This window comes from Streptomyces sp. NPDC051921 (assembly GCF_040680975.1).
Lineage (GTDB): Bacteria > Actinomycetota > Actinomycetes > Streptomycetales > Streptomycetaceae > Streptomyces.
In genome coordinates, this window is record NZ_JBFAXU010000002.1 from 332,736 (window position 1) to 351,948 (window position 19,213).

Sequence of the window (19,213 nt, forward strand, 5' to 3'; positions counted from 1 at the left end):
CCTGCTGCTCGGCCCCGCTGGCGCGAGCCCGTCCTGTTGCCTGCCCCCGACCTTTTCCGTACCGGATCCTACAATGGACATTGTCTAAGTCAAGCTCGCATCCAATCTCACACCGGTTCGGGACTCCCGACGGCGACTGTTACCCTGACCCCCATGAGTGACCTGTTGGAACGACTGCGCGGCCGCGGCTGGCGAATGACCGCGCAGCGTCGTGTCGTGGCCGAGGTGCTCGACGGCGATCACGTACACCTGACCGCCGACGAGGTCCACGCCCGCGCGGTGGAGCGCCTGCCCGAGATCTCGCGGGCGACCGTCTACAACACGCTGGGCGAGATGGTGACCCTCGGCGAGGTCCTCGAGGTCGCCACGGACGGCCGCGCCAAGCGCTACGACCCGAACGCGCACCGGCCGCACCAGCACCTGGTCTGCGCCCGCTGCGGCGCGATCCGCGACGTCCACCCGGCCGGCAACCCGCTGGCCGACCTCCCCGACTCGGAGCGCTTCGGCTTCACGATCTCGGACGTCGAGGTCACCTACCGGGGCATCTGCCCGAGCTGCGCCACCACGGCGTGACCCCGATATCGACGCGAAGCCCCCGCCGGACCGGCGGGGGCTTTCTCGTGTTCCTCGTGCGCACCCTCCGGCCGCACCCGCACGGGAGCAGCAGGCAGCAGGCAGCAGGCAGCAGGCAGCAGGCAGCAGGCAGCAGGCAGCAGGGGAACGACGAAGGCCCGGATCCGTTTCCGGATCCGGGCCTTCGTGCTACTGAGTAGCGGGGACAGGATTTGAACCTGCGACCTCTGGGTTATGAGCCCAGCGAGCTACCGAGCTGCTCCACCCCGCGTCGGTGAACCCAACCTTACGGGACCGTTCGGAGCAGAGCAAATCGGTTAGGCGGGTGAAGTATGTGACCCGCGTTACGCCGTGAGCTCCTGGTGCAGCGCCTCGCTCAGTCGCGCCGCCCGCTCCGCCACCTCCGCCGGACCGAGCTCCACCGCCCGGGCGCACCAGCGGCGCCCCTCGGTGAGCTCCCCGCGGCGCGCGGCGAGCAGGGCGAGCCTGAGCGCGGCCCGGCCGTGGCCGGCGTGGGCGGCCCGGGTCCACCAGAGGGCGGCCTCGCGCTCGCCGCCCTCGCGGGCGAGCAGCAGCCCCAGGTTGAAGGCGCCGTTGCGGGAGCCGGCCTCGGCCGCCTCCCGGTACCAGCGGGCCGCCTCCGCCACGTCACCACGCCCCGCGGCGAGCATCCCGACCCGCACCTGGGCCCGGCGGTGGCCCTGCTCGGCCGCGCGCTCGTACCACTCCTCGCACTCGCTCTTCTCCTCGCGCGGGGCGCCGAGGACCGGCGGGCCGGGCGCCGGGCGACGCGCGTCGAGCACGGAGGCGAGCCGGAAGGCCGCCTCGGCGCTGCCGCCGCCCGCGGCGCACCGCAGATGCCGCTCGGCGGCCTGCTCGTCGCCGTCGCGCAGGCAGGCGATGCCGACCTGCAGGGCGGCCTCGGTGTGCCCGGCGGCGGCGGCCCGCTCGTACCAGCTCAGCGCGGTGCGGTCGTCGTCCCGGCCGGCGTGCAGGATGCCGAGGTTGAAGGCGGCGTCGACGCTGCCGGCCTCGGCGGCCTTGGAGAACCACGGCTCGGCGCCGTTCGCGTCCCCTGCCTGGAGCAGCAGGACGGCGAGCGCGTTGGCGGCCTCGCGGTGGCCCGCGTAGGCGGCCCGGCGGTACCACTGCTCGGCCTGCGCGGTGCGCTCCTGGGCGGCGCACAGCAGCCCGAGGTTGTAGGCACCGTTCACGTCGCCCGCGTCCATGGCGGCGCGGTACCAGCGCTCGGCGGTCTGCTGCTCGCCGCGGGCGGCGTGCAGGGCGCCGAGGGCGTTGGCGGCGTTGCCGTCGCCGTCCTGGGCGGCGCGCAGCCACCACACGGCGGCGCTCTCCTCGTCGCCCGCGTCGCGCAGCAGGAAGCCGAGCGCGCAGGCGGCCTTGGCCTCGCCGTCCTTGGCGGAGGTCAGGTACCAGCGGCCGGCCTCCTTCAGCTCGCCGCGCTTCTCCAGGAGCGCGCCCAGGTGCAGGGCGGCCCGACGGTGGCCGCGTGCGGCGGCCTGCCGGAACCACTGCTCGGCCTCGGCGAGTCCGCCCTTGGGCGCGGCGGGCTCGGCCGCGGCGGACCGGGGCGCGGCGGAAGCCTTGCCGGCGGCGTCGCCCGGCGTGCCGGGCGAGGTGCGCAGGCCGGTGGCCGTGTCGTACGCGTGCGGGCCGCGGGCCGGCTCCGTCGCGCGCCGCTCCAGGGCGAGGGCGAGCCGGTAGGCCGCCTCGCGGTGGCCCTGCTCGGCGGCGGCGCGCAGCCAGCGCTCGGCGCCGACGTCGCTGCGGTGCTCCAGGAGCTCGGCAAGGGCGTACGCGCCGAGGGCGTGGCCCTGCTCGGCTGACTGGCGCAGCCAGTACTCGGCGCCGGGCTCGTCGCCGCGCTCACGGTGGTGGCGGCCGAGGGCGTGCGCGGCGGGTGCGGAGCCGGCGACGGCGGCGACCCGCCACCAGCCGGCGGCCTCGTCCGGGTAGCCGCGCTGGTGCAGCAGGACGCCCAGGTTGTTGGCGGCGGCGCGGTCGCCCTGGGCCGTGGCCCCGCGCAGGTGCGGCTCGGCGCCGTCGAGGTCGCCGCGGCGCAGCAGCAGCGCGCCGAGGACGCTCATGGCCGCGGCGTCGCCGCTCTCGGCGGCACGCCGGTGGCGGGCCTCGGTCTCGGCCTCGGTCTCGTGTTCGGCGGTGGTGTCGACGGCCTCATCGACGACCCCCGCGGCCTCGATGATCTCGTCTGCGGCGTTTCCGGAATGCCGCTGCACAAACCGCCCTGTCTCCAACAGAGTTGCCCTGTCCCCCATAAATACCATCGTCGCACCACCTGCAACCCGCGTACACCTCGTATACCGCAGCCAGTGAGGTCACTTCAGCGTTTTGTCGACATGCCCACAGAGAGACAAGTCAAACACGTCTCCCCCCAACTCACTCCCTCCATACCGCTCTTCGGGGCATGACGAAGGCCCGGATCCATTGGATCCGGGCCTTGTCCGCAGTAGCGGGGACAGGATTTGAACCTGCGACCTCTGGGTTATGAGCCCAGCGAGCTACCGAGCTGCTCCACCCCGCGTCGTTGTGTTGTCACGTTATCACGACGCGGAGTGGGGCTCCCAACCGGTTGTCAGCTGCCCGGCGCGGCGGGCGGACTCGCCGAGGTGCTCGGGGTCGCCTTCGGGGCGGGCTTGCCCCCGCCGGCTCCCGTGCCGCTCTGGAGCTTCGCCCCGGCGTCGGCCGCCCGCTGGAGCGCGTCCTGCAGGGCCTCCTGGGCCTTGCCGTACGCGGTCCAGTCGCCCTTCTGCAGGGCCGCCTCGCCGTCGTCGTACGCCTTCTGCGCGTCGGCGATGGCCTGCTTCAGCGCGGCGTCGTTCGTCGTCGGGGTCGTCGTCGGGGGCTTGGTGCCCGGCGGCGGGGTCGTCGGCGGGGTGGCGCCGTCGACGCCGAACACCGCGTTCAACGCAGCCGTCAGGTTGTCCTCGAACACCGTGGTGTCCTTGGTCGTGTCCCCGTCCGGCTGGTCCGCGTCCACGTAGGACACCGCGACCTTCTTGAGCAGCGGGTACGGCAGGTTGCGGCCCTGGGCGTAGACCGGCTCCACGTACAGGAAGCCGCCGTCCAGCGGCACCGTCAGCAGGTTGCCGTAGAGGATGTCGGAGTCGGCGCCCTTCATGTCACGGACGAACGTGGCCACCGACGGGAGGCTGTTGAGCTTGTTCTGGACCTGCTGGGGTCCCGGCACGTCCTCCCCGACTCTCAGCAGCCTTATCTTCCCGTAGTCCTTGCTGGTGGCGTCCGCGTCCACCGCCATGAACCCGCCCAGGTTGGGCCGGCCGTTCGGCGTGAACGTCGTCGTCAGCGAGAAGCGCTGCGACGGGTCCCCGGGCATCTTGATACTCAGGTAGTACGGCGGGACCGCGTTGCCGTCCTTGTTGGTCGGGTCGTCCGGCACCTGCCAGGCGTCCGAGCCGCTGTAGAACTGCGCCGGGTCCTGCACGTGGTAGCGGGTGAGCAGCTCACGCTGGACCTTGAACATGTCCTGCGGGTAGCGCAGGTGCTGCATCAGCTCGGGGTTGATCTCGGAGCGCGGCTTGACCGTGTCCGGGAAGGCCTTCATCCAGGTCTTGAGGACCGGGTCCTTCGTGTCCCACTGGTAGAGGTTCACCGTGCCGTCGTAGGCGTCGACGGTGGCCTTCACCGAGTTGCGGATGTAGTTGACCTGGTTCTGCTGGGCGACCACCGCACGCTGCTGGTTGCCGACCGTCAGCGCGTCGGCCGTCGTCTCGCCCAGCGTCGTGCGGGAGGCGTACGGGTAGCCGTTGGTGGTGGTGTACGCGTCGACGATCCACTGGATGCGCCCGTTCACGACCGCCGGGTAGGCGTCGCCGTCGATGGTCAGCCAGGGCGCGACGGCCTCGACCCGCTCCTTGGGGGTGCGGTTGTAGAGGATCCGCGAACCCTCGCCGATGGCTCCCGAGTAGAGGATCTGCGGCTCGCTGAAAGCGACCGCGTACGCCGCCCGGTTGAAGGCGTTGGAGAGGTTGACCCCGCTCTTGCCCGCGTAGCTGGTGGTCTTCTCGCCGTTCTCCTCGTAGTCGAGCTCCTTCTGGGGCCCGCCTACGATCGAGTACTGGTCGGTCTTCTCGCCGTAGTAGACGCGCTGCTCGTACGGGCCGAGCTGGCCCGTCGTCGGCAGCCCCTGCTCGGTGAAGATCGGGGAGCCGTTGGCGTCCGTCTGCGTGCCCGTGGCCATGATCGCGCCGTAGCCGTGGGTGTAGGTGAAGTGGTCGTTGATCCAGTTCCGCTTCGGGATGCCCCGGATGTTGAGCTCGCGCAGACCGACCACGGTGTCCTTGCCCTGGTAGCGGTCGACGTCGAGGGTCAGCGGGAACTGGTAGTACTTCCGCTTCTGCTCCAGCTGCTGGAAGGTCGGCGACACGATGTTCGGGTCGACGAGCCGGTAGCTCGCGGCGGTGTCGGCGTCGGCGCGGAGCTGGTCCTTGGCCTTCACCGTGGACTTGCCCGAGTACTCCTCCGGCTGCGTGGAGTCGATGTCGTAGGCCTTGCGGGTCGCGTCGATGTTCTTCTTGATGTACGGCGCTTCCTTGGCCTGCTCGTTCGGCTGGACCTGGAACTTCTGCACGATGGCCGGGTACAGGCCGCCGATCAGGATCGCCGAGAGCACCATGAGGCCGAAGCCGATCACCGGCAGCTGCCAGGTGCGCCGCCAGAGCGTCGCGAAGAACAGCACCGCGCAGATCACGGCGATGCAGAACAGGATCGTCTTCGCCGGCAGATAGGCGTTGGCGTCCACGTACCGCAGGCCGGTCCAGTTGCCGGTCGCCTTGAAGTCGCTGGACTTCACGGCGAGGCCGTACCGGTCGAGCCAGTACGCCACCGCCTTGAGCGAGACGAAGACGCCGAGCAGCACCGACAGGTGCCCCGTGGCGGCGGCGGTCGCGCGGGCGCCAGGGCTGGTGATCCGCAGCCCGCCGTACAGGTAGTGCGTGAGGGCGGCGGCGATCAGCGACAGGATCGTGGCGGCGAAGCCGAAGGCCAGCAGGAAGCGGTACCAGGGCAGGTCGAACGCGTAGAACGCCACGTCCAGCTGGAACTGCGGGTCCTTCTCGCCGAACGGGACCCCGTTCACCCACATCAGCCAGGTGCGCCACTGCCCGGAGGCGGAGGCACCGGCGATCAGGCCCACCAGGGCGGTGACGGCGAGCAGCACCCACTTCTTGAAGGGCGCGACGCCCATCCGGTACCGGTCGAGGCTCTGCTGCTCCAGCGACATCGCGCTCAGCGGCGGCCGCAGCCGGTACGCCAGCCAGATGTTCAGGCCGACGGCGAGCGCCATGAGCAGACCGAAGACCAGGAAGAGGCCGATCTTGGTCCACAGTGTGGTGGTGAACACGGACGAGTAGTGGACCGAGCGGAACCACAGCCAGTCCGTCCAGAACCCGGCGAACATCACGAACGCCATGGCGAGGACGGCGAGGACGCCCAGCGTCATCAGCAGCGTACGGGCGCGCCGGGACGGGCGGCCGACTCGGATCCTTGGCCCGGACGGACCTGTGCCGCCTCCGCGGTCCGGCATCTGGAAAGCCAACGTGCGCCCCTCGAGGTTGATGCGTGAGAACGGTGCGTTCACTGCGTATAAGCAGGCTCCGCGATCGTAGAGCCCACTCATGCAACTTACTGAGGCTTTACCTAGTTCCCGTCCGGGGGAGAAGACGAGGCAGGATATTGGTCATGTCCAACGTTTCCCCCTCCGGCCCTCCGATGGCCGCGAGCCCCCTCACCCGTGCCGTGCTCGAGATCGACGAGTACGCGTCGGGCCTCGGCTGGGACCGGCCGGCCCGGCTGTTCGCCCTGGTCGACACCGCCAAGCTGCGCGCACAGGAGCCCAAGCTCGCCGCCCAGCTGGGTGCCGGCGCCGACAGCACCACGTACACGCCGATCGAGCAGGAGGAGCTGCCGGCCGGCAAGCCCCTCGACGAGTTCCTCGGCACCATCGCCTGGCCCGACGCGGTGGCCGGCTGCGCGCTCACGGTGGAGCGCCTGATGCTGCCGCCGTCGGCGGAGGCCGCCGTGCCCAAGGGCCTGAACGAGGCCGGGCTCGCCAAGTGGGTGGCCGCTCACCCGGACCGCCAGGAGGTCCGGATGACCGTCGCCGTACTGCGGGACGGGGCGCGCGAGGCGGCGATCCGACTGCGCGAGAAGGACTCGCCGAACGAGGTGCTCACGGGCCCCGACCTGGTGCCGGGGCTCGCGGACGCGCTGGCGGCGACCTTCGCCTCGTAGGCCGCCTGCCGGGTTCAGCCGCTGGAGCAGCTGGGCAGGGTCGCCAGGTCGCCCTTGCGCAGCTTCTCCAGCGACTTCGTCGCGTCGTCGATGGTGTCGACCTTGATCAGGGTGAGGCCGTCGGGCGTGTCCGCGGCGGCCGCGGCGCAGTTCTCGGCCGGGGTGAGGAAGTACCGGGCGCCGGCATTGCGGGCGCCGACCAGCTTCATCTCGATGCCGCCGATCGGGCCGACCTTGCCCTTGTCGTCGATGGTGCCGGTGCCCGCGATGAACTTGCCGTCCGTGAGCGACTCCGGGGTCAGCTTGTCGACGATGCCGAGCGCGAACATCAGGCCGGCGCTGGGGCCGCCGACATCGGCCAGCTTGATGTCGATGGTGAACGGGAAGACGTGGTCGGTGCCTGCCTGGATGCCGACGATGGCCCGGTCGCCCTCCTTCGACTTGGTCGTCGTGATGACCACCTTCTGCGTGGCCGTGGCGTCCCTGTGGGCCTTCTCCGCGGCGGCGGCCTCCTTGGCCGGGACGATGGTGAAGACGACGTCCTGGCCGGGCTTGCGCTGGGTGACCAGCTTCGACACGTCGCCCGGCTCCTTGACGGCGGTGCCGTCCACGGCGCGGATCACGTCGCCCGCGTGCAGCTTCCCCTCGGCGGGGGTGCCCTTGACGACGGTGGCGACGACGACGCGGGTGGTGACCGGGATACCCAGCTCCTTGAGGGCGGCGACCTTGGCGCTCTCCTGGGACTGGCTGAACTCCTCGGCGTTCTCCTGGCTCGACTCCTCCTCGGTCTTGCCGTCCGGGTAGAGGGTGTCGTGCGGGACCACGACGCTGTCGTGGGCGAGCCAGCCGTAGACGGCCTCGACCGCGTTCATCCTGTAGTCCGCGCCGGTGACCCGGACCGTCGTCATGTTGAGGTTGCCGGTGGTCGGGTAGGTCTGGTGACCGGAGATCTGCAGGACCGGCTCTCCGCGCGCCTCACCGAGGGTGTTCACCGTGGGGCCGGGGCTCATCTCCGCGTACGGCACCGGAATGAGGACGCCGACACAGAGCAGCGTGATCAGGACCAGGGTGGAGGCGAGCATCGTCGCGGTGCGGCGTGGCATGGAACGACAGTACGGGACCGGCCTGTGAGTGCACCCCCGGGGCGGTCCGTACGAGGATCAGCCGGTGGTCGCCGCCGGGGACGTCTCGCGCTCCGGGAGGGCCGAAGCGGAGGCGGCGCTGGTCGTGGTGGTGGTCGTGGGGATGTGGGACCGCTCCATGGCGTCCCGGAAGCGCGCGTAGCCCGCCAGCTCGGCGACGTCCCCGATGGTCTTGTTGCGCGAAGCCCAGCTTCCCCATATCGCCGCGCCGACGACTGCGAAAACCGGAATCAGCAACCACGCGAGCGCTGCCATCCCGACCTCCCATCCCCAGTGGTCCCCAGTGAGTTGATCAGCAGATTATTCATCCGCGGGATCAACGCTCACGCCTGGGGGGCGGTTACGCAAATCGGGGCGTTCGACTACGGGTCGTCGGCGTGGCGCCTTGCCGACAACGGAGAACTCGGCAGACCTCCGGCCTCGGCGCGGGCGCTCAGCAGGCTCCTCCCCTCCCCCAGCCTTCGGCCGGGGGGGACCCCCGGACCCGGGGGGCGGGCGCTCAGCAGGCTCCGACCCACTCCTCGGTGCCGTCCGAGAACTTCTGGTGCTTCCAGATCGGGACCTCGTGCTTCAGGTCGTCGATCAGCTTGCGGCTGGCTTCGAAGGCCTCGCCGCGGTGCGGGCAGGAGACGGCGACGACCACCGCGATGTCACCCACATGGAGGTCGCCCACCCGGTGGACGGCCGCCAGGGCGCGGACCGGGTAGTTCGCGACGACCTTCTCCGCGACACGGCGGAGCTCGGCCTCGGCGGAGGGGTGGCAGGAGTAGCCGAGCGCGTCGACGTCGGCGCCGCCGTCGTGGTTGCGCACGGTGCCCACGAACAGGGTCGTGCCGCCCGCGGCGTCGTCGCCGACCGCGCGGAAGACCTCGTCGACCGAGAGCGGGGTGTCACGGATCGCGAGGAGCTTGATCGGGTCGTCCGCGACCCGCTCTCCGGGGTGGTCACTGGCGTGCGCGTGCGTGTCTGCCATGCCCTCCATCGTGCCGTACGGCACCGACAGCGCGGAATAGCCCTTTCCACCGGCGGACCGGAACCTCCGTAGGAGGGTCCTACAGGCCGCGCCGCTTCCGCATCTGCCGGACCAGGGCCGCCGTGCCGAGCAGCGCCACCGTGGCGCCGGCCGCGCCCGCCGCCGTCGCGTCCTTGCGGCCGAGCCGACGGCCCGCGACGGTGTGCCGGCCCTGGACCTCCTCCAGGAGCGCGGCGAGCACCTCCTCGTTGGTCCACTGAGGCCGCCATCCCGCGTCGTGCAGCCGCCCGACGCTGACCACCCAGGGGTGCATCGTGTAGGCGAGGTCGCCCGCCGGGGACGGGGTGAGGCCGATCCGGTGCAGCCGCGCCGCCGCGCCCAGCGCGACGGCCGAGGGCAGCTCCATGCGCCGGATGCCCGACAGCTCCTCGACCTCCTCCTGTTCGAGCCAGCCCTCGCAGCCGACCGCGAGCTCCCCGTCGACCTTCTCCAGGGCCGCGTACTCCAGCGCGCTGACCAGGTCGTCCACGTGGCAGAACTGCCAGGTGGGACGCGATCCGGCGACCACGAGGAGGCGCGGCGACTCGAAGTAGCGGGTCAGCGCCGTGTCCGTGCCGCCCACGAGGACCGCGGGACGGACCACGGTCACGTTGAGCCCGGGGTGGGCGCGGGGGGCGCGCCGGGCGAGCCGCTCGATCTCCAGGAGGTCGCCGACGCCGGTGGCCTCCGCGGTGGCGCGCAGCTCCGCGTCCTCCGACAGCGGAATGTCGTTGTCCGGCAGCGCGCCGTAGACCATCGCGGAGGTGCACAGCACCACCCGGTGCACCCCGGCCGCGGCGGCGGCCGTGAGGACGGTCTGCGTGCCGCGCACGTTGTACGCGGTGCGGGCGGCCGGGTCGGTCTCCAGGTCGAGGTCGACCGCGAGGTGCACGACGACGTCCGCGCCGCGCAGCTTCTCGGCGATGGCCGGGTCGCGCACGTCGAGGATGTGCCACTGCGCCTCGGACACCTCGCCTCGGCGCTCGTCGATGGCGATGACCTGCTTGATCTCCTCCGACGCGGCGAGGCGCCGGGTCAGCAGGTCTCCGATGCCGGACGCGGCACCGGTGACCGCGACGACGGGGCCGCGCGCGGCGGACCTGGTTGAGTGGTTTCGCGCTCCGCGAACCTGAGGATCTGGGGAACTCACCGGGCGTCTCCAGCGGTTGTCTTCAGTACGTACCCGAATGACGCGTACGTACCAGGTGGCGTCCATCCTGCCGCAGGCCACGGCCCGGCGGAGCACCGAGCCCGGATCCGGCGCGGATGTCTACGCTGGTGGTGTGGAGTCGGGGAGGCGAGCCGAGCCGAGAACCCGCCGTCGGTATCACGCCGGCGGCCCTACGAGCCGAGGAAACCTGTGAGTGACACCCCATTCGGATTCGGCCTTCCGCCGGAGGAGCCGGAGAACGGCGACGAGGGCAAGAAGAAGGACCCCGCCGGAGGTGGCCAGGGGTCCGGTGGCCAGGGCGGTGCCAATCCGTTCGGCTTCGGCGGGCTGCCGGGCATGGGCGGACCGGGCGGCGCGGACAATCCGTTCGCGGCGATGTTCGGCTCGCTGAACCCCCAGGACCTCGGGGCGGCCTTCCAGCAGCTCGGCCAGATGCTCAGCTACGAGGGCGGGCCGGTCAACTGGGACATGGCCAAGCAGATCGCGCGCCAGGTCGTGGCGCAGGGGACCTCCGACGGCACCAAGGACGCGAGCGTCGGCCCGGCCGAGCGGTCCGCGGTCGAGGAGGCCGTGCGGCTGGCCGACCTGTGGCTCGACCAGGTGACCTCGCTGCCCTCGGGCGCGAGCACGGCCGTGGCGTGGAGCCGCGCCGAGTGGGTCGAGGCGACGCTGCCGGCCTGGCAGCAGCTGGTCGACCCGGTCGCGGAGCGGGTCGGCGCGGCGATGGGCGACGTGCTGCCGCAGGAGATGCAGGCCATGGCGGGCCCGCTGATCGGAATGATGCGCTCCATGGGCGGCGCCATGTTCGGCCAGCAGATCGGGCAGGCCGTGGGCATGCTCGCCGGCGAGGTCGTCGGCTCGACGGATGTCGGTCTGCCGCTGGGCCCGGCCGGCAAGGCGGCGCTGCTGCCGCTGAACGTCCAGGCCTTCGGCAAGGACCTGGGCGTCCCCTCCGACGAGGTGCGGCTGTACCTGGCCCTGCGCGAGGCCGCCCACCAGCGCCTCTTCGCGCACGTGCCGTGGCTGCGCTCGCATCTGTTCGGAGCGGTCGAGGGCTATGCCCGGGGCATCAAGGTCGACACCTCGAAGCTGGAGGAGGCGGTGGGCCAGCTGGACCCGACGCATCCCGAGCAGCTGCAGGAGGCGCTCCAGCAGGGCATGTTCCAGCCCGAGGACACGCCGGAGCAGAAGGCGGCCCTGGCCCGTCTGGAGACGGCGCTCGCTCTGGTCGAGGGCTGGGTGGACGCGGTGGTGCACGAGGCCGCGAAGTCCCGGCTGACCTCGGCGGACGCGCTGCGCGAGACGCTGCGCCGGCGCCGGGCGACGGGCGGCCCCGCGGAGCAGACCTTCGCCACCCTGATCGGCCTCGAACTGCGTCCGCGCCGGCTGCGGGACGCCGCGCGTCTGTGGGCCTCGCTCACGGACGCCCGCGGTGTGGACGGCCGGGACGGCCTCTGGGAGCACCCGGACATGCTGCCGACGGCGACGGACCTGGACGACCCGGACGGCTTCGTCCACCGCGAGCACATGGACTTCTCCGAGCTCGACAAGATGCTCGGCGAGGCGGCCAAGGGCGACTCCGGGAGCTCCGAGGACACGGGCGACGGCGAGGGCGACAAGAAGTGAGCCTCTACGACGACGCGGTCCTCGTGCTCAAGGGGTACGAGGACCAGCCGGAGCTGCGTGACGTCTATCTGGAGCACCTCGCGGCCCACCCGGACGGCATGTACAAGCCCTGCCAGGCCGGGCACCTCACCAGCAGCGCGCTGGTGATCGACCCCTCACGCGGGCGGGTGCTGCTGACCCTGCACAAGAAGCTGGGCATGTGGCTGCAGATGGGTGGCCACTGCGAGCCGGGCGACACGACGCTGGAGGCGGCGGCGCTGCGCGAGGCCCGGGAGGAGTCGGGCATCGAGACCGGTCTGACGCTGCTGCCCGGCGGACCGGTCCGGCTCGACCGACATCCGATCCCGGCGCCGTGCCACTGGCACCTGGACGTGCAGTACGCGGCGCTGGCCCCGGCGGACGCGACGGCGGAGATCAGCGACGAGTCGCTGGACCTGCGCTGGTTCGCGTACGACGAGGTGGCGGGCGTGGCGGACACGTCGGTGGTCCAGCTCCTGGAGAGCACGCTGAAGCGCCTGTAGGCCGCTCGGCGGAGCCGAACGGAAGTGAGGGGCGGTCGCCGTGCGACCGCCCCTCACCTGTGCCCTGACGGCCCCGTGCCCTGGTGGACCCGTGCCCTGCGGCGCGGCGTCAGTTCCAGACGTTGTTCTGGTTCTGGGCGCGCGAGCCGTGCTGGCCGACGCCGAACTGGGCGCCGACGCCCTGTCCGACGGCGGCGTTCTGCGGCGGCATGACCTCGCTCGGCTGGACCAGGGCGAAGCCCTGCCCCAGGAAGCTGAGCTCCCAGCCCTCGCCGGTGTTGCCCCGGCGGCGCATGACGCTGCTGTTGACGGTCTGCGCCTGCATCTGGACCCGGAGGCCGGTGGACCAGGCGACGATCGCGTCGGCGTCGACGCTGACGTACTTGTCCGGCGTGACCTGCATCATCAGCGGCTGACCGGAGGTCATCAGCGCGACCTTGCCGCGGCCGGTGATGTTCAGCTGGTACTTGCCGGTGCCGGAGACGCCGTACTGGCTGTCCACCGCGATGACCTCGGTGTGCAGCGTGGAGTCGAGCGCCAGCACGTAGGAGCTGTCGACGGTCAGGCCGTCCTGGTCGACGTCGACGACGTGCACGTACTGCGCCAGGTTGGCGAAGTAGACCGTGCCCTGCCCGGAGCAGCGCATCAGGTCGAGGCCCTCACCGGTGCGGGCGCGCGCCCGGCGTTGGCCCGGGGTCTGGTACTCGCCGTCGAAGTCGACGAGGCCCTGGTAGGCGACCATCGCGCCCTTGCGGGCCAGGATGTCGTCCGAGCCGCCCAGGGTGACCCGCAGCAGCTGCGGATTCTGGATGACGTAGCGCTCCTGGCTCTGCTGTTCGGCGTGGTTGAAAAGCGGGCTCTGCATGATGTGTTCTCGCTCCCCCTCAGCCCCGGATCCGCAGGCGGTCGGTGCTGTCCTCGCTCGGCTGTACGACGACGATGCCCTGGCCGGAGAAGGCCATCTGGTAGGCCTCGCCGCTGCCCCGCCCGATGAGGGAGGAGGCCTTGAAGCTGCGCTTGCCCTTCACCTTGAGCGCGGGCGACCAGGCGACGAGCGCGTCGGGGTCGACGTACGTCTCGTCCTCGCCGCGACCGCAGTCGACCACGATCGGCGTGCCGCGGGAGGTGATGGCGACCCAGCCGGTGCCCGCGATCTCGACGTTGAACAGGCCCTGGCCGGCGAACTTGGCGAGGCCCTTGACCCGCTCGACGCCCCACTGGAGGTGCGCGTCGAAGGCGAGCACGTTGGAGCCGTTCACGGAGATCGAGTCGTTCTGAAGGTTGATCACGACGACGTCGGCGCCGTAGTCGGCGAGGTAGAGCAGCCCGTCGCCGGAGCACTTCATGACGGGCGCGCCCTCGCCGGTGAGCCACTGCTGGGCGAACTGCCGGACGGCGGGCGGGTTGGGCTCGTAGGACACGAAGCCCTCGTAGGCGACCATCGAGCCGGTGCGCGCGAAGAGGTCCTGGCCGCTGGCCATGGCGACCTTGAGCATGGAGCGACCGTGGTTCTCCATGCGGGCCGTGACGGGGGTCGCGGCGTAGCCCGCGAGTTGCTGGTTCATGGTTCCGGGCTCCCTCAGACCTCGTAGGGCTGGACGACGATGAAGTTGCCGGGGGCGCCCCGGAACTGCAGGTTCACGGTCTCCCCGCTGTGGCCGGGGTAGGCGTTGCGGCGCAGCCGGACCTGGCTGGAGAGGATGACCTGGGACGCCGCGGACCAGGCGACGACGGCGTTGCAGTCGGCGAACGTGGTCGGCGTGACGGGCAGCACGACGGGGATGCCGTGGGTCTTCACGACGACGGTGCCGCTGCCCTGGAACTGCATGGTGAACAGGGCGCCGCCGGGAATGCCGTGGCCCTCGATGCGCCGGACCTCGTGCTGCAGCGACTCGTCGAAGGCCAGCACGTTCTCCGCGGAGACGCAGATGGCGTCGCCCTGGAGCTCGATCGGGTGCAGATGGGCGCCGTTCTCGGCGAGGAAGACCTGGCCGCGTCCGGTGCAGCGCATCAGCTGCATCTCCTGGCCGGTGGCGTTGCCGACGATGCGGCCGGCGAACCCGGCTCCCTTGTAGGAGAAGTCGACCTTGCCCTGGTACATGACCATGGAGCCCTGCCGGGCGAGCACGGGCACGCCGCCCATGGCGAGGTCGACCCGCATGAGCTGCTGGTTCTGCGGGGTCCAGCGGGCACCGGTCGCGCTCTCCTTGTACGGCGCGAGCGCGTTGGCGAGGCCGGCGCCGGTGGCGGGCACTCCCTGGGGCACGCCCTGCGGCAGACCCGGCTGCGGGACCTGACCGAACTGCGGCTGCGGCTGCCCGTACTGCTGCTGGCCGTACGGGGCCGGGGCCGGCTGACCGTAGGGCGCGGGGGTGCCGGGCGGCGGGGTCTGGCCGGGGACCTGCCCGTACTGCGGGGGCTGCGGCGGCTGTCCGTACGGCGCCGGGGCGGGCGCGGGCGGAGCGGGCGCCGGGGCCGGGGGCGCGAGCGGCGCGGCCATCGTGGGCGCGGCGTGCATCGGCGCCGGGGCCGGCGCGGGGGCCGCGGGGGCCGCGGGGGCGCCGAACGACGGGGCGGGCGCGGGTGCCTGGGGCGCGGCGGGAGCGCCGAAGGCAGGCGGCGCGGCGGCCTGCGCCGGCGGGGCGAAGCCGGGGGCGGCGCCCTGCGGCTGCTGCGCGGCGGGCTCCTCCTCGGCGACCTCGCCGCCGAAGTTCTTCAGCAGCGCTTCCAGGCCGCCGTCGAAGCCCTGGCCGACGGCGGCGAACCGCCAGACGTCCTTCAGGTAGAAGTCGCCGAGCATGACCGCGCGTTCGGTGGAGAACTCCGCACCGTTGAACGCGTAGCGGGCGACCTCCTCGCCGCCCGCGACGATCCTGATCCAGCCGGGGCCGACCTGCGACATCTGCCCGGCGCCGTCGATGGTCGCCGTGAAGGACAGCTTGTGGATGTGCGCGGGGATGCGGTCCAGGGTGACGCGGAAGGACTCGGTGTCACCGGACTGCGCCCCGAGCAGCTGGATGGACTCCTCGGGCGACTTCGGCTGGTTGAAGAAGACGAAGTAACGGTCGTCGGAGAGCCGTTCGTCGGCGTCGAGGCCGAAGCAGCTGATGTCGAAGGTCAGGCCGGGCCCCGAGATCTGCACACCCACGTACAGATCGGTCCCCGCCGTGAGATCACTGATCTTGGCCTTGTGGCCGCGTTGGAATTCCCTGGCCATATGTGACGACCGTCCCCCATCCCGAAATACGAATGCGTCGCGCCAGGCTAACGGCTGTTCGTGAGATCGGGGCAAGCACGTACCCGTTCGGTACAGAACCGGAGCACGAACGGGATCACTCTCCGCGAGCGTGCGGCAGGTGCGGGAGCCGGCCGGCGGCCACCACGCCCTCCAGATAGCCGCGGGCCCGCTCGGTGCGCGGATAGGCCTCGAGCAGCCGCCAGAAGCGCGGTCCGTGGCCGGGCACGAGGAGATGGGCCAGCTCGTGGCACAGGACGTAGTCGACGACGTACTCGGGCATGCCCTGCAGCCGGTGGGACAGCCGGATGCTGCCCTCGGAGGGGGTGCAGGAGCCCCAGCGGGTGTTCTGGTTGGTCACCCAGCGGACGGAGGCGGGACGGGCGCGGCCTTCGAAGTACTGGGCCGACAGGCGCTCGGCGCGCTCGGTGAGCTCCCGGTCGCCGAGGACCTTCTTGCTCTCCTGTGCCGCCAGCTTGTCGAGCATGACCGTGACCCAGCGCTGCTCCTCGGCCTCGGACATCCGGGCGGGGATGAGCACGATGGTCCGGTCGCCCTCGCGGTAGGCGGAGACCGTTCTGCTGCGGCGGGAGCTTCTGCGGACCTCGACCGCAGCCGGCCCCGAGCCGCGGGGCGGTCTGCTGGTCACGCTGCGCTGTGGGTCGGCCGGCACGGCCCCGACGTTACCCGCTGTGTGCGGGGGAAGTCCCGCACCATTCAAATGATTAATGCCTCGCGCCTGTGGACAACTTTCCGCGACGCCCGCCCGGCCCGGGCAATCTGACCTCGGACGACGAAGGACGAAGAAAGATCGTTTACGGGGGTGGGGCCATGCGCCCGATGGTGAAACCGGCGCTGCGGCGCGCCTGGCGGAATCTCTCGCACGTGCAGTTCGGGGTGACGCCCGCGCACGCGGTGGTCCTGGGGCCGGTCGACCCGGCCACGGGGAGTCTGCTGGGTCTCCTCGACGGGACGCGCGGGATGGAGCTGCTGAGGGCCGAGGCGGCGGCCCTCGGTCTGCGCGAGGGGATGCTGGACGCACTGCTCGGGCGGCTCGCCGACGCCGGGCTGATCGCGGACGCCTCGGTGCGGCCGCCGGGCGGACCACCGACCAGGCCGCCGGGCCGGGCGGACCCGGAGCTCGACCCGGTGCGCGCGGACCTGGCCTCGCTGTCCGTCGTGCACCGCGCGCCGGACGGGGCGGCCCGGGCGCTGGGCGCCCGCCGGGCGCTGCGGGTCCAGGTGCGGGGCGCGGGCCGGGTGGGCGCAGCCGTCGCGGCGCTTCTCTCGGCGGCGGGCGTCGGGCGCGTCGAGGTCCTGGACTCCGGGACGGTCACCCCGTGGGAGGTCACGCCCGGCGGACTGCCGGCGGAGGCGGTCGGCGAGCGCAGAGCGGTGGCGGCGCGGCGGCTCGTGGGGCGTTCGGCACCGGGCGGGCGGCCGCCGCGGAGCGTGCCGGGCGGGCCGGGTGACGGGGCCGGCGAGCCGGGGCTCTCACTCGTCGTGGTGACACCGCGGGACGGCCTGGGCGCCTATGTGCCCGACCCGCTGCCGGCCGAGTCCTGGCTCACCACCGGCACACCCCACCTCTACGCGGGAGTGCTCGAAGCCACCGGTGTGGTGGGGCCCTTGGTGCTGCCGGGCGGGACGGCCTGCGCGGGCTGCATGCAGCGGGAGCGGGCCGACCGGGAGCCCGTCTGGCCGCGCCTGCCGGCCCAGTGGCGCTCCGGCACACCGCATCCCCTACCCGCCTGCGACGTGGGGCTCGCGCAGGCGGTCGCGGGGCTGGCCGCCGCGCACGCCCTGGCCTTCCTCGACGGGGACCTGCCGTCGAGCACCGGGGCGCGCTGGGAGGTGTCCCTGCCGCTGCTCGAATGGCGCTCGGCGCCGGTCCGGGCGCACCCGGGGTGTCCGTGCGGGGCGCGACGCGACGCGGAGGGGGAGCATGCCTCGGCGGCCCGGGGTCGGCAGGACACAATGGCGGGGTAACGGCCCCGTGCGGCACGGCAGTCTGGGATCTGGAGGGCGCATGTCTGATCTTCCCCGGAAGGCGGTCACCCGGACCGCCAAGTTGGCCGCGTTGCCGCTCGGCTTCGCGGGGCGGGCCACCTGGGGCCTGGGCAAGCGGATCGGCGGGAAGTCCGCGGAGTTGGTCGCGCGTGAGCTCCAGCAGCGCACGGCCGAGCAGCTGTTCAAGGTGCTCGGCGAGCTGAAGGGCGGGGCCATGAAGTTCGGGCAGGCCCTGTCCGTCTTCGAGTCGGCGTTGCCCGAGGAGGTGGCCGGGCCCTACCGGGCGGCGCTCACCAAACTCCAGGAGGCCGCGCCGCCGATGCCGACGCGGACCGTGCACGGGGTGCTGGAGGAGCGGCTGGGCGAGGGCTGGCGGGAGCTGTTCCTGGAGTTCGAGGAGAAGCCGGCGGCGGCCGCCTCGATCGGGCAGGTGCACCGGGCGGTGTGGCACGACGGCCGCGAGGTCGCGGTGAAGGTGCAGTATCCGGGGGCCGGTGAGGCGCTGCTCTCGGACCTGACGCAGCTGAGCCGGTTCGCCCGGCTGCTCGGCCCGCTGATCCCCGGCATGGACATCAAGCCGCTGATCACGGAGCTGCGCGACCGGGTGTCGGAGGAGCTGGACTACGGTCTGGAGGCCGCGGCACAGCGGGAGCACGCGGAGGAGTTCGCGGGCGACCCCGACGTCGTGGTCCCGGCGGTGGTGCACCAGTCGGACCAGGTCCTCGTCACGGAGTGGATGGACGGCATCCCGCTCTCGGAGGTGATCGCGGACGGCACGCCCGAGCAGCGCGACCGGGCCGGGCAGCTGCTGGCCCGGTTCCTCTTCTCGGGGCCGGCGCGCACCGGACTGCTGCACGCGGACCCGCATCCGGGCAACTTCCGGTTGCTGCCCGGTCCGGACGAGGAGGACACCGCGGCGTGGCGGCTCGGCGTCCTCGACTTCGGCACGGTCGACCGGCTGCCGGGCGGGCTGCCGGAGACGATCGGCACCTGTCTGCGCATGACCCTCGCCGGCGAGGCGGAGACGGTCTACGGGCTGCTGTGCGAGGAGGGCTTCGTGAAGAAGTCCGTCGCGCTCGACCCGGACGCGGTCCTGGAGTATCTGCTGCCGATCATCGAGCCGGCGGAGGTGGACGCCTTCGGGTTCACCCGCGGCTGGATGCGCGCCCAGGCGGCCCGGATCGCCGACCCGCGTTCCCCCGCCCATCAGTTGGGCAAGCAGCTGAACCTGCCGCCGTCGTATCTGCTGATACACCGTGTGACCTTGAGCACGATCGGGGTGCTGTGCCAGCTGGGCGCGACGGTGCGGCTGCGGGACGAGCTGGAGGCCTGGCTGCCCGGGTTCGTCAGCGCGGACAGGCCCTAGCGGACCGGGGGTCACCACCAGGAGGAGTCCAGGCGGCCCTCGATGGCCCTGATGTTGGCCCGGGCGCAGTCCTCGCAGAAGTACTGACGGGTGCCGTTCTCCACCGAGCAGGTCCAGGTGAGGGGCAGCTCCTGGGCGGTCTTGCCGCAGCGGGCGCACACGACGGGGCGCTCGTTCGTGGGGGCGTCGTTCACCTTCGTGACGATAACCCGACGAGCGCCCGCGAACCGGGCAACGCACCGCGGGGGCCGGTCCGTTCGGACCGG

At 72.1% G+C, this 19,213-nt stretch carries 17 protein-coding genes and 2 tRNA genes; 6 read left to right on the top strand and 13 right to left on the bottom strand.

What is annotated here, in order from left to right:
- Positions 1–153 precede the first annotated feature (153 nt).
- On the top strand, positions 154–573 hold the full coding sequence (locus AB0M16_RS04145) for a Fur family transcriptional regulator (RefSeq protein WP_365338490.1): 420 nt from the start codon (positions 154–156) through the stop codon (positions 571–573).
- Positions 574–770: 197 nt separating this feature from the next.
- Here AB0M16_RS04145 and AB0M16_RS04150 read toward each other — a convergent pair.
- The 4 genes from AB0M16_RS04150 to AB0M16_RS04165 all read right to left on the bottom strand — a co-directional run bounded on the left by AB0M16_RS04150 (position 771) and on the right by AB0M16_RS04165 (position 6,157).
- A tRNA-Met gene (locus AB0M16_RS04150) sits at positions 771–844 on the bottom strand.
- A gap of 73 nt (positions 845–917) precedes the next feature.
- On the bottom strand, positions 918–2,879 hold the full coding sequence (locus AB0M16_RS04155) for a sel1 repeat family protein (protein WP_365338492.1): 1,962 nt from the start codon (positions 2,877–2,879) through the stop codon (positions 918–920).
- A gap of 183 nt (positions 2,880–3,062) precedes the next feature.
- Positions 3,063–3,136, bottom strand: a tRNA-Met gene (locus AB0M16_RS04160).
- A gap of 51 nt (positions 3,137–3,187) precedes the next feature.
- On the bottom strand, positions 3,188–6,157 hold the full coding sequence (locus AB0M16_RS04165; RefSeq protein WP_365338494.1) for a UPF0182 family protein: 2,970 nt from the start codon (positions 6,155–6,157) through the stop codon (positions 3,188–3,190).
- Positions 6,158–6,312: 155 nt separating this feature from the next.
- Here AB0M16_RS04165 and AB0M16_RS04170 point away from each other — a divergent pair, with 155 nt between their 5' ends.
- Positions 6,313–6,864: a PPA1309 family protein gene (locus tag AB0M16_RS04170; RefSeq protein ID WP_365338496.1), complete on the top strand. Its 552-nt coding sequence runs from the start codon at positions 6,313–6,315 to the stop codon at positions 6,862–6,864.
- Positions 6,865–6,878: 14 nt separating this feature from the next.
- Here AB0M16_RS04170 and AB0M16_RS04175 read toward each other — a convergent pair whose 3' ends face one another.
- The 4 genes from AB0M16_RS04175 to AB0M16_RS04190 form a co-directional block, all read right to left on the bottom strand.
- Complete coding sequence (locus tag AB0M16_RS04175) at positions 6,879–7,967, bottom strand: PDZ domain-containing protein (protein ID WP_365338498.1); 1,089 nt, start codon at positions 7,965–7,967, stop codon at positions 6,879–6,881.
- A 57-nt stretch (positions 7,968–8,024) separates the two neighbouring features.
- The gene (locus AB0M16_RS04180; protein WP_365338500.1) at positions 8,025–8,261 is read right to left on the bottom strand and encodes a hypothetical protein; all 237 of its coding nucleotides are present in this window, start codon (positions 8,259–8,261) and stop codon (positions 8,025–8,027) included.
- A gap of 244 nt (positions 8,262–8,505) precedes the next feature.
- On the bottom strand, positions 8,506–8,979 hold the full coding sequence (locus AB0M16_RS04185; protein WP_365338502.1) for a molybdenum cofactor biosynthesis protein MoaE: 474 nt from the start codon (positions 8,977–8,979) through the stop codon (positions 8,506–8,508).
- Positions 8,980–9,058: 79 nt separating this feature from the next.
- Positions 9,059–10,168: an SDR family oxidoreductase gene (locus tag AB0M16_RS04190; protein WP_365338504.1), complete on the bottom strand. Its 1,110-nt coding sequence runs from the start codon at positions 10,166–10,168 to the stop codon at positions 9,059–9,061.
- A 210-nt stretch (positions 10,169–10,378) separates the two neighbouring features.
- On the opposite strand from AB0M16_RS04190, the gene AB0M16_RS04195 reads away from it, so the two are divergent.
- The gene (locus AB0M16_RS04195) at positions 10,379–11,815 is read left to right on the top strand and encodes a zinc-dependent metalloprotease (RefSeq protein ID WP_365338506.1); all 1,437 of its coding nucleotides are present in this window, start codon (positions 10,379–10,381) and stop codon (positions 11,813–11,815) included.
- On the top strand, positions 11,812–12,336 hold the full coding sequence (locus tag AB0M16_RS04200; RefSeq protein WP_365338508.1) for an NUDIX hydrolase: 525 nt from the start codon (positions 11,812–11,814) through the stop codon (positions 12,334–12,336). The genes AB0M16_RS04195 and AB0M16_RS04200 overlap by 4 nt, the downstream gene beginning before the upstream one ends.
- 109 nt (positions 12,337–12,445) lie before the next feature.
- On the opposite strand, the gene AB0M16_RS04205 is transcribed toward AB0M16_RS04200, so the two are convergent.
- The 4 genes from AB0M16_RS04205 to AB0M16_RS04220 all read right to left on the bottom strand — a co-directional run bounded on the left by AB0M16_RS04205 (position 12,446) and on the right by AB0M16_RS04220 (position 16,244).
- Positions 12,446–13,201, bottom strand: coding sequence for an AIM24 family protein (locus AB0M16_RS04205; protein ID WP_365338510.1), 756 nt, complete (start codon positions 13,199–13,201; stop codon positions 12,446–12,448).
- A gap of 19 nt (positions 13,202–13,220) precedes the next feature.
- Entirely contained in the window at positions 13,221–13,901 is a 681-nt protein-coding gene (locus AB0M16_RS04210) for an AIM24 family protein (RefSeq protein ID WP_365338512.1), read from the bottom strand.
- A gap of 14 nt (positions 13,902–13,915) precedes the next feature.
- Positions 13,916–15,553, bottom strand: a complete 1,638-nt coding sequence (locus AB0M16_RS04215) for a TerD family protein (RefSeq protein ID WP_365338514.1) — start codon at positions 15,551–15,553, stop codon at positions 13,916–13,918.
- Positions 15,554–15,668: 115 nt separating this feature from the next.
- On the bottom strand, positions 15,669–16,244 hold the full coding sequence (locus tag AB0M16_RS04220; RefSeq protein ID WP_365338516.1) for a M48 family metallopeptidase: 576 nt from the start codon (positions 16,242–16,244) through the stop codon (positions 15,669–15,671).
- 158 nt (positions 16,245–16,402) lie between these two features.
- On the opposite strand from AB0M16_RS04220, the gene AB0M16_RS04225 reads away from it, so the two are divergent.
- Together AB0M16_RS04225 and AB0M16_RS04230 are read left to right on the top strand one after the other, a co-directional pair.
- Positions 16,403–17,560 carry a TOMM precursor leader peptide-binding protein gene (locus AB0M16_RS04225; RefSeq protein ID WP_365338518.1) on the top strand — a complete coding sequence of 386 codons (1,158 nt, stop codon included), beginning with the start codon at positions 16,403–16,405 and terminating at the stop codon, positions 17,558–17,560.
- 40 nt (positions 17,561–17,600) lie between these two features.
- A complete protein-coding gene (locus tag AB0M16_RS04230; RefSeq protein ID WP_365338520.1) occupies positions 17,601–18,947 on the top strand; it encodes an AarF/ABC1/UbiB kinase family protein in 1,347 nt (448 codons plus the stop codon).
- Positions 18,948–18,958: 11 nt separating this feature from the next.
- Here AB0M16_RS04230 and AB0M16_RS04235 read toward each other — a convergent pair whose 3' ends face one another.
- Positions 18,959–19,141, bottom strand: a complete 183-nt coding sequence (locus AB0M16_RS04235) for a hypothetical protein (protein WP_365338521.1) — start codon at positions 19,139–19,141, stop codon at positions 18,959–18,961.
- Between the last annotated feature and the right edge of the window lie 72 nt (positions 19,142–19,213).

Bases quoted from the DNA above. Each gene is read 5' to 3' on its own strand.
- AB0M16_RS04145 (WP_365338490.1), top strand. From the start codon at position 154: ATGAGTGACCTGTTGGAACGACTGCGCGGCCGCGGCTGGCGAATGACC.
- AB0M16_RS04155 (WP_365338492.1), bottom strand. From the start codon at position 2,879: ATGGTATTTATGGGGGACAGGGCAACTCTGTTGGAGACAGGGCGGTTT.
- AB0M16_RS04165 (WP_365338494.1), bottom strand. From the start codon at position 6,157: ATGCCGGACCGCGGAGGCGGCACAGGTCCGTCCGGGCCAAGGATCCGA.
- AB0M16_RS04170 (WP_365338496.1), top strand. From the start codon at position 6,313: ATGTCCAACGTTTCCCCCTCCGGCCCTCCGATGGCCGCGAGCCCCCTC.
- AB0M16_RS04175 (WP_365338498.1), bottom strand. From the start codon at position 7,967: ATGCCACGCCGCACCGCGACGATGCTCGCCTCCACCCTGGTCCTGATC.
- AB0M16_RS04180 (WP_365338500.1), bottom strand. From the start codon at position 8,261: ATGGCAGCGCTCGCGTGGTTGCTGATTCCGGTTTTCGCAGTCGTCGGC.
- AB0M16_RS04185 (WP_365338502.1), bottom strand. From the start codon at position 8,979: ATGGCAGACACGCACGCGCACGCCAGTGACCACCCCGGAGAGCGGGTC.
- AB0M16_RS04205 (WP_365338510.1), bottom strand. From the start codon at position 13,201: ATGCAGAGCCCGCTTTTCAACCACGCCGAACAGCAGAGCCAGGAGCGC.
- AB0M16_RS04210 (WP_365338512.1), bottom strand. From the start codon at position 13,901: ATGAACCAGCAACTCGCGGGCTACGCCGCGACCCCCGTCACGGCCCGC.
- AB0M16_RS04215 (WP_365338514.1), bottom strand. From the start codon at position 15,553: ATGGCCAGGGAATTCCAACGCGGCCACAAGGCCAAGATCAGTGATCTC.
- AB0M16_RS04225 (WP_365338518.1), top strand. From the start codon at position 16,403: ATGCGCCCGATGGTGAAACCGGCGCTGCGGCGCGCCTGGCGGAATCTC.
- AB0M16_RS04230 (WP_365338520.1), top strand. From the start codon at position 17,601: ATGTCTGATCTTCCCCGGAAGGCGGTCACCCGGACCGCCAAGTTGGCC.